General features: G+C 47.0%; 9 protein-coding genes. 5 read left to right on the forward strand and 4 right to left on the reverse strand.

The window, feature by feature from the left end; genetic code table 11:
- The coding region (locus BFC18_RS19935) for an Ig-like domain-containing protein (protein ID WP_170826638.1) at nucleotides 1-1,620 on the forward strand (1,620 nt) is incomplete at its 5' end.
- 41 nt (nucleotides 1,621-1,661) lie between these two features.
- Here BFC18_RS19935 and BFC18_RS19940 read toward each other — a convergent pair.
- From BFC18_RS19940 to BFC18_RS19955, 4 genes are all read right to left on the reverse strand, one after another.
- Nucleotides 1,662-2,618, reverse strand: a complete 957-nt coding sequence (locus BFC18_RS19940; RefSeq protein ID WP_170826639.1) for a PAS domain-containing protein — start codon at nucleotides 2,616-2,618, stop codon at nucleotides 1,662-1,664.
- A 50-nt stretch (nucleotides 2,619-2,668) separates the two neighbouring features.
- Nucleotides 2,669-5,182, reverse strand: a complete 2,514-nt coding sequence (locus BFC18_RS19945) for a chemotaxis protein CheB (protein ID WP_070127410.1) — start codon at nucleotides 5,180-5,182, stop codon at nucleotides 2,669-2,671.
- Between the two features lie 16 nt (nucleotides 5,183-5,198).
- Entirely contained in the window at nucleotides 5,199-7,181 is a 1,983-nt protein-coding gene (locus BFC18_RS19950) for a putative bifunctional diguanylate cyclase/phosphodiesterase (RefSeq protein WP_170826640.1), read from the reverse strand.
- 170 nt (nucleotides 7,182-7,351) lie between these two features.
- Nucleotides 7,352-9,130 (reverse strand): DUF885 domain-containing protein, encoded by a 1,779-nt coding sequence (locus BFC18_RS19955; protein ID WP_211481054.1) that lies wholly within the window; start codon nucleotides 9,128-9,130, stop codon nucleotides 7,352-7,354.
- A gap of 227 nt (nucleotides 9,131-9,357) precedes the next feature.
- Between BFC18_RS19955 and BFC18_RS19965 the strand changes: the two genes are divergently transcribed.
- The 4 genes from BFC18_RS19965 (at nucleotide 9,358) to BFC18_RS19980 (ending at nucleotide 14,487) form a co-directional block, all read left to right on the forward strand.
- Nucleotides 9,358-10,572, forward strand: a complete 1,215-nt coding sequence (locus tag BFC18_RS19965) for a M24 family metallopeptidase (RefSeq protein WP_070127415.1) — start codon at nucleotides 9,358-9,360, stop codon at nucleotides 10,570-10,572.
- 2 nt (nucleotides 10,573-10,574) lie between these two features.
- Nucleotides 10,575-11,177, forward strand: a complete 603-nt coding sequence (locus BFC18_RS19970) for a YigZ family protein (RefSeq protein ID WP_070127416.1) — start codon at nucleotides 10,575-10,577, stop codon at nucleotides 11,175-11,177.
- Between the two features lie 554 nt (nucleotides 11,178-11,731).
- A complete protein-coding gene (locus tag BFC18_RS19975) occupies nucleotides 11,732-13,870 on the forward strand; it encodes a TonB-dependent siderophore receptor (protein WP_070127418.1) in 2,139 nt (712 codons plus the stop codon).
- Nucleotides 13,871-13,935: 65 nt separating this feature from the next.
- Complete coding sequence (locus BFC18_RS19980; RefSeq protein ID WP_245680443.1) at nucleotides 13,936-14,487, forward strand: Lrp/AsnC family transcriptional regulator; 552 nt, start codon at nucleotides 13,936-13,938, stop codon at nucleotides 14,485-14,487.
- Nucleotides 14,488-14,489: the final 2 nt, after the last annotated feature.

A 14,489-nucleotide genomic window follows, 5' to 3' on the forward strand; every position in this document is an offset into this window, starting at 1 on the left:
CTTGGCGATGGTACGTGGTCGGCGAATGTGCCATCTGCGATCTCAGAAGGTCTGCTGGATGTAAACGTGTCGGTGCTGGATGCTGCAGGCAACTTAGCCACGGTGAGCACGTCGGGTCTTATCGACCTCACGCTGCCTATCCTCAACGTGAACGCTATCACTGATCTCACCAGCGATACGCCACTGATTTCGGGTACCTCTGATGAAATTGGTGCATTGATCACTATTGTCGTTACCGACGGCAACGGTGATGCACAAAGCTTCACCGCCACTGTACTTGGCGATGGTACGTGGTCGGCGAATGTGCCATCTGCGATCTCAGAAGGTCTGCTGGATGTGAACGTGTCGGTGCTAGATGCTGCGGGCAATCTGGCCACGGTGAGCACGTCAGGTCTTATCGACCTCACGCTGCCTATCCTCAACGTGAACGCCATCACTGATCTCACCAGCGATACGCCGTTGATTTCAGGGACATCTGATGAAATTGGGGCATTGATCACCATTGTTGTCACCGACGGCAACGGCGATGCGCAAAGCTTCACCGCCACTGTACTTGGCGATGGTACGTGGTCGGCCAATGTGCCCTCTGCTATCTCCGAAGGTCTGCTGGATGTAAACGTATCGGTGTTGGATGCCGCTGGCAACTTAGCGACGGTGAGCACGTCAGGTCTTATCGACCTGACACTCCCAATATTGAACATCAATCCGATTACCGATCTTATTAGTAGTACACCACTCATTTCCGGTACATCCGATGAAATTGGTGCACTTGTATCGATTGCCATCACTGATGGCAATGGCGATTCGCAAAGCTTTACCGCCACCGTCCTTGGCGATGGCACCTGGTCAGCGAATGTGCCTTCAGCCATTTCAGAAGGGCTGCTGGATGTGAACGTGTCGGTATTGGATGCCGCAGGCAACGTGGCATCGGTGAGCACGTCAGGTCTTATCGATCTCACGCTGCCTATTCTTACGGTAGACGCTATTGGTTTTACTAACGATTTGACGCCCACCATTTCGGGTACGTCGGACGAGATTGGTGCAACCGTAAATATTCTCACCGAGGATGCTCTGGGCAATACGCAGACCCTATCAACAAACGTTGGCGGCGATGGCACATACTTGCTGGATATCCCACTGGACGTTGCAGAAGGTATTTTAAATGTTGACGTATCGGTTATCGATGTAGCAGGTAATCTGAGCGAACTGTCTGTGAGCGGCGTGGTTGACGTTACCCCGCCAGCAGTGAATATCACGCATATGCCATCATTAACAGAACCCTACATTTCAGGAACGTCGGAGGCTGGACTAGAGGGCCTGGCAGTAAATATCGATTTGACTGCGAATATACTGGGTATCGAAACAACACTCGATCTATCGGTTACCATTGCTGAAGATGGCACCTGGACTTATGGTCCCATCCTCAACCTTGGCGTAGGCCCAGTGTCAGCTACAGTATCGATCACCGATGCAGCAGGGAATGTGTCTGAAGTGACGGAGAGCGGTTCTATTTCAGTGCTTGGCGGCTTCCTCAGCGGACCAAGTTCGGAGCCAAGTGGTTCAGAAGATTCAGGTTCACTGCTTTCTATAAACTTGGGGCCATTGAGTATCGATATTTAATAGAAACAACGATAAAAAGGCCGACAGATAATCTGTCGGCCTTATCGAAAGAACAACCCGAGAATGTAGGGCAGATCTACAAATTTGTTGAACATCTCTTCTGATACTGGCATCTGGCGGGCCTTCAGGGCTATCTTTTGCTTACCTGTTAGCCAGTCGAATGATGCTGATTTTTTGTCGACTGATTCATGTAATGCTGTTAAATCATCATCTCCGAACCCAATTACCAGAACGCCATAAAACTCATCAGAGAAAGAATGAAAGATCCCTCCTGGGACGGCTGGTATCAGATTATCCCGAAGGAAAATTCTAAGTTCGTTGATTCGACTGATATCTTTATTTAACGACGGCACAGAAACACTGATTACCGTCACATCTAAACCAAGACGATGTGCATTTTGTGTAAGTAACCGAGTTTGCTCAACAAAATGTTGTTGACCGGAAAATCCCACATCATCTATATCAAAGTCGTTCTGGACTTGCTGATTAAGCGCCTCATTCATTGATCTACTTCGAGAAACTTCTTCACTCAAAGCGTCAAAACGACGGGTCAGATGATCGTATCTAATCTGCAGGCCAAGTAGTTCTTGCTGCCTTTCCATTACCCGGGTTAAGTCCTGATGACATCCTAATAACCGGATTGGCTCTCCATCTTCAGAGTGGATGGCAATACCTTTACAACGCACCCACACAATTGAGCCATTTTTATGTTTGTAGCGCACAACCTGATCGTAAGGAATGTCGGGATTTCTCAGGTGAAGTTGAAGATTGCGCTGCGCTAGCGCCAGATCTTCAGGAAAAATAAGATCCTGCCATTCGCTGACCTTATGCAGTTTAAACTCAGGATCAAAACCAAATAAACGCCAAAATTTCGGGCTCATCCACTCATTTTCTGGCTCGGTTAAATCCCAGTACCAAAGGCCGTCGACTACCTCATTCTGAAAAAACTCAAACATTAACTTGTCGTGCTGGAGCAAATGGAAAAGCTCTTTTTCCAAATAGTGCTCCTGCATCGACAATATCTTTGGTCTTTCTTCAGGCTTGACCATTATCTAAGCTCAATAATCGAAATAATGACCCCTTTCGCCCTGTCACCAATTTTGTACTGGCTAACCGTTACTTCAAGGCTAGTGTCTGTAGTCTCATTGGTGAATACCTCAGTTACAGAGCCCTTTTGGCCTCTATTAACCTGAGAAACCAAATCTTCCAGTGATTTAAGCGGCTTCTTAAATGACAGGTCGCGGAAATCGCGGTTAATATCAAAATCAATGATATTAACGTATTGCTTCATAGCTTGAGTAAAACGGCGGATCTTCAAATCACTGTTTAAGAACAACACCGCCAAATGCGTGGCTATCATCAAGTTCTCGAGGTCGTTGTTGATATCCGTTAACTCTGCGATCTTTTGCTGATATTCGCTATTTACCGTGTAAAGCTCTTCGTTAACCGACTGCAATTCTTCGTTGGTCGACTGGAGTTCTTCGTTAGCAGCCATCAGCTCTTCGTTACTGGATTGCAACTCTTCGCTGGTGGTGTCGAGATCTTCTAGCGCTTCGCGATACAATTTCTGACAGTCGATGAGCGCGTTGTCGAGCTCTTCAATCCGCTTCTCAGTTTGTTCTCCGCGCTCATAAGTGATATCGGAGATCGGGATTTTGCGCATCTCACCTTCGAAGAAGCTTAATGCCACAAACGTATTGTCCGGCCCGTTTTCGCTGAAAGAGAAACATCGTAATGACCAGGAACCATTTTCTTCCGTCTTGACGTCTTCCATGAGTACTGATGTGTGCTCACGAAGTACCTGATGCGCGGCTGAAATAGCCTGCCCGGATAACTCATCAAGAAGGATATCCGATAAATCGTAGGTCACTAAACCCGGGCGCAACTTCTCAGTAAACGGCGAGGTATCACCATAGCTATACACCACGCGCAGCTTCGCATCAGTGATCAATGTGGGAGGAATATATTCATCCATCACCGCCTGACGACCAATAGTGGCAGACTTACGCTCTTTTTCGATACGCTTATTCGGCGTACTCAGATAACTGGAAATTGCTTTAGGCTTATAATTCCGGTTACGAAATGCGGGCGAGGAAGAATTAATCTGCGAGGACGGTACCTTAATATCTTTTGTCTTCTGATAGATTCTGCTGCGCTGATCGGTGAAGTCAAAATAGATACTGAAACTCCCCGGCGATTCGGCACTGCCTAGCACCAGAAAACCACGCACTTTCAGCGCAAAATGGAAGAACGCCATTACTTTTTGCTGCGCTGAATTCTGCAAATAAATAAGCGTGTTCCGACAGCTGACCAAATTCATATTGGAGAACGGCGGATCCTGAATAAGGTTATGAGTAGCGAAAACTACCATGTTCCGCAATTGTTTCGTTACCTGATAATTACTGTCGTTTAGTAATTTGAAATGCTTAGTGAGATATTCTGCAGGTACCTCTGAAGAAATGCTACTGGGATAGGTACCGTTAGCGGCAAATGCGATTGCAGACTGATCGATATCGCTGGCAAATACAGTGACCTGCCTGTGTACGTCAAGCTCTTCCATCGCTTCGGCGAACAAGATGGCATAAGAATACGCTTCTTCTCCTGTTGAGCATCCAGGACACCACAGCCGAATAGTCTCGTCAGGTGGTGTTTCCAGCACTAACGGCTTCACCACATCTTCATACAGTTTTTCCCATACCTCGACATCGCGGAAAAATTGCGTCACACCTATAAGCAGGTCTTGCTTAACCAGTTCTACCTCTTCTGGTGTGGAATTTAAATACTCCCAATACTCAAAGAGGGTGTGCTTACTATTAATGCTCATGCGGTGTTCGATTCTTCGAGACACTGTTGATTCTTTGTAAGCGCGGAAATCCAGCTCTGTACGGGTGTTGATGAGCGCTAAAATATCATCCAGAATTTTAGAATTTTTGGATAAATGTTCTCGGAATTTGCTACGAGTTTCCCGCGCGAGAGGATGCTGAATAAAGCGTTTAATCTGATCAGGAATATCGCGGATAGGTAGTACGAAATCCACCGAGCCAGTATTAATGGCATTGAGCGGCATGCCATCGAATTTGGCTTCATCAGGGTCTTGGACAATAACCATAGCGCCCATCTCTTTCAAGGATAAAACCCCGCGGCTGCCGTCTGAACCGGTGCCCGATAGAATTATGCCGATAGCATGATTTTGCGCATCTTCAGCGAGGGTACGAAATAATTCATTGATGGGCAGGTTAATGCGGTTGTCTGGCGGTAAATCTGAAAGGTAAATCTTCCCTTCGGCAATACGCATTAATTTACCTGCCGGAATGAGATACACCGTGTTGCTCTTTAACTCTTCACCTTCTACGGCTTGATGCACAGCCATTGAGGTGTTTTTACTGAGCAGTTCATCCATCATGGATTTGAAATCCGGAGACAGATGCTGAACGATTACATAGGACGCCCCTAAATTGTCAGGTAGCAGGTTAAACAGTTCCTGCAATGCTTCCAGCCCACCGGCAGAAGCCCCAATGCCAACGATATAGTGCGAAGAGTTATGCTCATCCTTGCTTTCCATAGTGCTTTACCCACGCTTATGATGCTAATTTTTGATCATTCAATATTTTTTTCAGTGTATCCGAATCTACCGGCGGAGAGAAATAAAACCCTTGAAAAAGATGCACTCCCATCTTTTTACACCGGGTGAATTGCTCTTCGGTTTCGACCCCTTCTGCTAAAATCTGCAAATCGAGGCTTTTTCCCATCGCGATCATCGCGATAAGTGTTTTCTGGAATTTATCCGTTTCCAGCATGTTACTGATGAAGTAGCGATCGATTTTTAGCTCGTCGAAATTGTAATGCATGAGCCTTTTGAATGAACTATAACCGGTTCCAAAATCGTCCATGGAAATAAGAAACCCTTGATTCACCAAAAGTTCTATCTGTTTCTCCACCCGCTGACTGTTTCGCTCTAGCATTAATTCGGTAATTTCAACGCACACAGATGTTAACGGAATTTTATGCACGGTACACAGTCGGCTGATCCGGCTTGTGAAATTGCCCACCTCCAGCTGCGATACATCAACATTGAGATTTAAACGAAGGTCAGGATTCGAATTGAGCAGTCCAGCAAAGCCCTCTAGAGCACGATCCAAGGCCATCGAAAGCAGTTGGCGATCAAAATCGTTGAGCTTTGCAAAGGTTATAATGTCTTCAATGCTCTTAAAATACTGCAACGGTTGTCGAAAACGAATTAATGCTTCTACCGACATGATTTTACCGTCTAGCCCGTAAATGGGCTGATAATGGCAATTTACGTCGTTATTATTGAGAATTTCGGACAGCTCTTTACGCTGACTTTTTAGCCACTTTAATTGCTCGCTAAGGTTGACGTCATAAATCTTGAAGTGCTCATTGGAAAAGCCCCCTTTTTTTACTTCATACATTCCCTGGTCCGCCGCATGGACCATGGCTTGTACTTTTTCCGACCGTCCCATTTCTTTATCAAAATGGATCATCGGTGTCCATGCGATACCGATGCTACAGCTAATTTGCTGTTCTCTGCCGTCGATGGCAGCCATTCGGTTTAATGAATCGGAAATCTTTTTCGCAACGTTTCCTACAGTGCTATGTTTATCAATTCCTGGCAAACAAATGACAAATTCATCACCGCCGAAGCGCGCAGTCATATCGTGCTCTCTTACTATTGAACGGATCTTTCGTGATACAACTTGCAGCACCTTATCACCCGCTTTGTGACCGAGGGTGTCATTAATTTCTTTGAATTTATCCAGGTCGATGAATACGAAGAGCGAATTAGCAAACTTGGCTTCATCCATTTCTTCCACTTTGCGGATAAAGGCTGAACGATTGAGCAATTCGGTAAGCGGGTCGTGGTCAGCCAAATATTGCAGCTGCGACTGTGCCTGATGTTCGCTGGTAATATCACTTACAGTAACTGTCGCGTTGATGAATTTATCTCTGTGATCGAAGTGAGCGGAAAGCTGCACAGAAAAAATAAATACCTTGCCTAAGGGGGTAATAAACTCAGCTTTACTTTGATATACGCTTCGTCTGAGTTCTTTGTCCATAATATGCGCCTGCATATCACGTATGGTGTTCTCAGGAAGAAATTCTGCCCAGCCCCTACCAAGCAATTCGTCAATGGAGGTTTTCATCATATCGGCACAATGGCCGTTTACAAAAACTGCATCCCAGTTGCTATCAACGTTGATAATGCCAATGGGGAGATCATGAGCAATTTTGGTAATGCCTTTATTGTCAGAAAAAATGGATAATGCATAGGGTTCTTCTGGTATTGCAGTAGCAGATAAAACACAGTGATAGCCAATTAACTTTTCAATACTGACCACAATAGGTCCGGCATTAAGAAGTGAAATATCTTTTTTAGTAAGAATTCGGGGAATGAGCGAGCCATACGCAAATTGCGACAATCGTTCTGACGCCCTGCATAACTCAAGGTCCCTGTCATAATAAGCCGTGAAACCGTCATTTAACTCGACGATAAGATCACGCACATCTTTTTGAGGAGAAATTAACGCTGTGGAACTTCCCATTTCAATCAACTCTTTGCACCTTTCAAACTGCGTTAAATCACAGATCATCCATTCACAAAACACATAGTTTCATAAAGATAGTACTAAATGAGTTAAAACGAGAAACATTAGATAAAAGTTTATTGCGCGTGAAATACACGCGCTCTAGTTATGAATAAGAATGGCAGGCTTTAGTTAGGGTATGGCGATGGACCGCCCTCCTCGATAAAGCGGTCGATACGCTGCTCCAGTACCGATAATGGCACTGAACCGAGTTGAAGTACGGTATCGTGGAAGTTACGAATATCAAACTTATTCCCTAACGCTTTTTCCGCCTTTGCCCTTACCTCTTCCATTTTCATTTCACCTAGGTAGTAAGACAACGCTTGCCCCGGCCAGGCGATATAACGATCTACCTCGGTGGTAATTTCATGTACCGACAACGCCGTGTTGTCTTTCATAAACTGTTGCGCCTGTTCGCGGGTCCAGTCTTTAGAGTGAATACCGGTATCTACCACCAAACGGGCTGCGCGCCACATCTGATAGCTGAGCATGCCAAACAACTCATAAGGTGTATGGTATATGCCCATTTCCTCACCCAGTTTCTCGGTGTACAACGCCCAACCTTCACCATAAGCAGAGATATAGCTTTGACGACGGAATTCAGGGATATCATCATTCTCCAGTGATAATGGCATCTGGAAAGCATGACCCGGCGCTGATTCGTGTAATGTGAGTGCAGGCAACGAATACAGAGGACGGGACGGCAGATTATACGTATTCACCAGGTAAACGCCCGGACCACCACGGCCAGCCGTATAAAATGGCGCAATATCATCGGGCACAGGAATAATGGCAAAACGTGCCCGAGGTAAATGGCCAAAGTAGTCACCGGCCACCGCATCAAATTCTTTTGTCGTCCAGGCTGCCCGGTCTAGCAAGGCTTGCGGGGTATCAACGTAAAATTGCGGGTCGGTACGCAGAAATGTCAGAAACTCTTGCAGTGAGCCTTTGAAATCAACATCCGCCATAACCTTAGCCATACGCTCGCGAATCTTTTTCACCTCACTCAAGCCGATGTTGTGAATTTCATCGGCCGTTAAGTCCAGCGTAGTGTATTTTTTAATTTCCGCTTCGTAATACGCTTTACCATCAGGTAAATCGTACGCGGCGATAGAAGGTTGTGCGTTGGGAATATAGTCTTCGACTAGAAATTCCAGCAGCTTTTCGTGAGTAGGAATAATTGATTTTTTAATGGCAGCTTTACCTTCGGCGATAAGTGCCTTTTGGCGCTCTGGACTGATTTTCGAAGGCAGCTTGGTAAAAGGCTGAAAATAGATGTTGTCTTCGCCGCTGGCTTCCACCACCGACTTTACAGAAGCTTCCCGTCCCACCAGCGATATTTTTGGCAAGGTGTAGCCACGAGCCAAACCCAGCTTCATATTGCTGATTTGCTGGTCGAAATAACGTGGCATGTCGTTTAGCCACTTAATGTAGTTCACATAATCCTGTTCGGTGTGAAAGGTTTCCCGGGCCAGATAAGTTAAGTTACTCCAGAAAGCCGTGTCGCCTTCCAGGGGCTTTTCATACATACGGAATTTCTGGTCAGTAATTTTAGTTTCTATCTGGTAGCGATAGACTTCATAGTTAACTTTATTTTCTGCCGACAGCGCTTCTACATTTAACGCATCCAGTTGCTTAAGTACTGACTCCCAACGCTTCAAACGACTGGCCTGTACTTCAAGACTCACGTCTGGCAGCGAACTTGGCGCAGCCTTGGTATCGCTGTTTTCATCAACACTGTATTGATTGGTTCGCCAGTTCCATTCACTGGTATAAATGGCTTCAAACTGGCTATCCACACTCTGCTCAGCCTGGGTAGCGTTTGCAGCATGAGCAATGCTTGCGCCTTGTGTTGCAATAGCGATAGATAACGAGAGTAACTTAATTGACCGAGATAATGTTCCCACAGAAAACTTCCTTATTGTTGTTATCAGGTTGTTCACCTGGTTTTGTGAGGCCAGTTTTAGCATTTACCGGCAGGTATTTACCACTGCTTGAAGTCAGTTCGACAAAATGGGCGGATAAACGGTAAATCGACAGGCGAACAGAAATTACCGCCTGACGCACGCATCGGTTTTTAGGTTTTGGTATACTGTATTCCTTACAAAACACCATTATAATACCGGGAGGCCCAATGGCAGTAAACGGGATTGGCGGCAAAACAACCGCCGAAGCATTATCATCATTAAAAGATATGACACAAGACATCTCCGCCGTAGGCAAACCGGAGTATCTTTCCCGCATTGCAAGCGCCCAAGCGTATATGCAGCAAAATGATATTGCTGCCGTTTACCTGAACGCCGGCACAAACATGACGTACTTTACCGGCCTTGAATGGTACGCCAGTGAGCGTCTTGTAGGCGCTATTCTGCCAGCAAACGGCGACATCGTTTTTATTGCTCCCACGTTTGAAATTGGTTCGTTGTCTGAACGCCAGCTTATTGAAGGCGAAATTATTGGCTGGCAGGAACACGAAAGCCCGTATACCTTATTTGCTAACACCCTTTCAAACATGGGCATTAGCGAAGGCGCCACCATTGGCGTGGACGAATCCACTGCATTTTTCATTGTCGACGGCTTCAATAAAGCACTATCCGGTATAAACATCATTAACGGTAGTGCTGTAACTGCGCACTGTCGTATGCAAAAAAGCGAGACGGAATTAGCACTGATCCAGCGCGCTATGGACATGACCATCACTGTGCATAAAGCGGCGGCCAGTATTTTGCGTGAAGGGATCACCACCACCGAAGTCGAGCAGTTTATCCATGAAGCACACAAGAAAGTGGGCGCGCCAGCAGGGTCTTACTTCTGCATTGTATTATTCGGTAAAGCCACCTCATTCCCCCATGGCGTGAAAGATCCGCAAGTGCTGAAAGCCAACGACATGGTGCTAATTGATACTGGTTGTAAACTGAAAGGTTACTTATCAGACATTACTCGCACCTATTGCTTCGGCACGCCCACAGAAAAGCAGGCAACCATGTGGGAAGCGGAAAAAGCCGCTCAGATTGCTGCCTTTAACGCAGCCAAAACGGGTGCGCCATGTGGCGATGTCGATGCCGCTGCCCGCGCCTGTCTGGAAACCTATGAGCTTGGTCCAGACTATAACCTTCCGGGCCTGCCTCACCGCACAGGTCATGGCATTGGTATGGATATTCACGAATGGCCTTACCTGGTAAAAGACAATCCACAGCCACTGGCAAAAGGCATGTGTTTCAGCAACGAGCCGATGATTGTGGTACCCGGAGAATTCGGTATTCGTTTAGAAGACCATTTCTACATGACCGACACCGGTGCTGCCTGGTTCACTGAACCGGCCCACTCCATCGAGAACCCGTTCGGCTAATCATGAGTTATCGCGTTCCGAAACAGCGGTATGAAACGCTGCTGGAAATTAAAAAGAGTAAGTTCTTTGCTTGTGCTGGCTTCGTGGAGTCCCGCGAAGCGGCGATGCAAATGCTTGAAGAAGTGAAAGCCCAATACCCCGACGCCCGGCACCATTGCTGGGCGTATCTACTTGGTACTCCCCATCAACCGGTAAGCGTGGCCATGTCAGATGACGGCGAGCCTTCGGGCACCGCAGGTAAACCCATTCTGAATGTGCTGCAACACAAAGATGTGGGCAACATCATGATGATTGTCACCCGCTATTTTGGTGGTATCAAGCTGGGTGCAGGCGGACTGGTACGCGCTTATTCCGGCGCAGCGCAGCAAACCATGGAAACCTTACCAGTAATTGAAATGGTAAGTCTGGAATCGTTTCAGGTAGAAACCGACTTCGCCCAGGAGCAGTTTATTCGCCATTGGGTCTCAACGGTAGAAGGCAAAATCGCCGATTGCCAGTACAGTCAGGCCGTTACCCTGTTTGTCGATATTCCCGCTGATGCTGAAGATGCCCTGATGGCAATGGAAGGCAGTCATGGATTGCGGATTAAGCGGGTTGCGGATTAGTCAGACGACACAGAGAGCGCCCGGACAGCGCGATCATACAAGCCGGCCTAAGCATGACGAGCGGTTGAAAGTAAGGAGCAATTGCTCGTACGGAACGGTAAGCCCGCGGACAGGGGGTGGTGTTGCCTGAGTGAACCGTCTGCCGCAGGGAAGCGGCAGCCGAGGCCCCATGGATGGGTTTACGCCGTGTTCACGAAGGCAATACCACCCCCTGGCCAGAAGGGCTTACATACGTTCCTACGGGCAATTGCGCCTTATTTCGTCCAATTGGCACAGTAAGGCTTCGGCTTTTATTATCGCGCCGTCTTGCCGCCACCCCGCTCAAATTCCATCCAAAAACGCGGTTTAGCAGAATCTGCTGCATTGCTTGAACGCTCAAAATTTTTCACTGCACTAGGGCGCTTTTTCAGCGCATTTTCAGCGTGGCAATCACCGTATACTGATTGTGGAAGAATTATTCACCAACAATAAGAAGCTTTAATTACATTAAATAAAATAAGCTCAGAGGATAATGCTTTTGCCGTTGACCAGAGAACTTATTGGAGAGGAACACCATGATAACCAAAAGAATTTTGACTAAATCGGTGCTTGCGGGTGCTGTTTCAGTCGCCCTATCGTCTACCGTCAACGCACAAACTTCAAACGAGCAACAAGATGTTGAGCAAATCGAAGTGGTTCAACAACGTCAGGCTTACCGTGGCGACGTGCCACTCAAATCTATGCCGCAGAATATTGATGTGGTCAGCGCAGAACTGCTTGATGACCTCGGCGTAAACGACTTTCAGAACGCGCTGGACTTCACCAGCGGTATTGCCCGTCAGAACAGCTTCGGCGGCATGTGGGACAGCTTTGCTATCCGCGGATTTGCCGGTGATGAAAACCTGCCAGGCGGCTACCTGGTAAATGGATTCAGCGCAGGCCGTGGTTACAGTGGTCGCCGCGAAACCTCGAATATTCAGTCCATCGAAGTGATTAAAGGCCCGGGCTCTGCACTGTTCGGCCGTAGTGAGCCTGGCGGTACTATCAACATTATTACTAAAAAGCCGCAGTTCAGTGAAGAAGGCTATATTCAGGCGACTATCGGCAGCTACGACCTTTACCGTGTAGAAGGTGATTACACCAATGCGATTACCAAAGATTTAGCATTCCGCGTAAACGGTGCCTATGAAGATGCCGGAAGTTTCCGTGATACTGTTGAAACCAACAAACTTTCCATCAGCCCGTCTTTCCATTACAACTTCTCTGCCGATACCAGCCTGGTTTATGAGTTGGAATACCTCGATCAGGAACTGCCGTTTGACCGCGGGATCATTGTTACCAACTATGAATTCGGTGATGTGCCCATTGAAACCTACTACGGTGAACCCGCCGATGGCCCTACGCAAATTGATGCAACCGGTCATCAGCTTACGTTCCAGCATAAGCTGAATGATAACTGGAACTTTCTTGCCGGTTTGAGCTACCGCGAATCCAGCTTTGAAGGCTATTCATCGGAAGTTGAACTTGGCGGTCGCCAGTTGGTTACCGAAGAGGGTTTTGAAGAAACAGTAAACCGTCGCCGCCTGTACCGTAACTATGAAAGTGAAGATCTGGCCGGTCGTCTTGAATTTAGTGGTACTGTAGATTTAGCCGGTATGGCTCACCACATTCTGATTGGTGCTGATGCCTACGAATACACGCTGGACATCACACAAGATCGCTGGCGCGTAGCCTGGGGCGTAAACGATACCACCTACTCGGTAAACAAATATAACCCTGTGTATGGTCAGGCATTACCCGAGCTTTCTCCAGTTCGCTTCGATACCGAAGACCAGAGTTCTGTCGGTATTTACTTCCAGGATCAAATCGACGTAACCGAAAAATTCAAAATTCAGGGCGGTATCCGCTTCGATGATTTCGATCAGGACTTTGAATCTTTTCTCACTGGACAGGTAACCTCGCAGTCGCAAACCGCCACCAGCCCGCGAGTTGGCCTGGTGTATGAAGCTTCCGAACTGTATACCCTGTATGCAAGTTACTCAGAAGGTTTCCGTCCAAACTCAGGTTCCAACTTCGACGGTGAAACGTTTGAGCCGGAAGAAAGTAAATCCTATGAGGCAGGTGTGAAATTCAACACTGCCGATGAAGGTATTACCGGTACTGTCGCCTTCTTCCGTGCGGAAAAATCTAATGTGCTGGCGGCCGACCCGAATCCTGAACATTCAGGTTTTTCCGACACCATTGGTGAAGCAGAAAGTCAGGGCGTGGAAGTGGATTTAACTGCCATGCTGGGTGACAACACTATGGTGACAGTGGCATACGCCTATGTAGATGCCACCACGTCAAACGCTATCGTCAACGCTGATTGGGGTGTTGAGATTCCGGCTGGTACCCAACTGCTGAACATTCCGAAAAATAAACTGAATGTAACGGCAATTCACTACCTCGACATTGCCGGGAAAGAATCGAAACTGGGTGCCAGTGTGAGTTACGTAGATGACCGTCCAGGTGAGTTAATTGACCCGAACTATGTACTGCCGTCTTACACCACGGTTCGCATTTTCGGCTCTGTCAACCTCACCGATGCTCTGAGCATCAATGCTGACATCGAAAACCTGTTTGATGAAGAGTATTACGCCAGTTCTTATTCAGCGATGTGGACAATGCCGGGTAATCCGCGTCAGGCCAAGCTGAGTGTGAAGTACGCATTCTGAGTGTAAAAAGCCGGACCGTTCTGGTTCGGCCTTTCAGGATTTTGCATACGCTATAGGTAAAATAGATGACTGTTTATGCCTATAGCGGTAATGTGAAACAGAATGTAGTACAGAAGGAACATACCGTGGCAGACATGAAATTAGACCGTATTGATATTAACATCCTGGCAGAGCTGCAAAAGAACGGAAGGATCACCAACACTGATTTGGCCGACGCAGTGGCACTCTCTCCCAGCCCCTGTCTGGCAAGGGTAAAGCGCTTAGAAAAAGCCGGTTACATTACCAGCTATAACGCTAAAATCGCGTTAGATAAGTTAGGTGAAACCGCAACTGTTTTCACCGAAGTTACACTGACCGACCACCACATGGAAGATTTTGCCAAATTTGAGCGCAACATTCGCACCATTGACGAAGTGATCGAATGTCACCTTATCAGCGGCGGTTACGATTATCTGCTCAAGTTCGTTACCCGTGGTATCACCCATTACCAAACACTGATGGAAGAAATTCTCGAGAAGGATTTTGGCATTGCCAAGTATTTCAGCTACATCGTGCTGAAGTCGCCTATCGAAAAACTTCATTACCCCCTTACTACTTTGTTTAAACCGGAAAAATAATT

Source organism: Alteromonas confluentis, from assembly GCF_001757105.1.
Classification (GTDB): Bacteria; Pseudomonadota; Gammaproteobacteria; order Enterobacterales; family Alteromonadaceae; genus Alteromonas; species Alteromonas confluentis.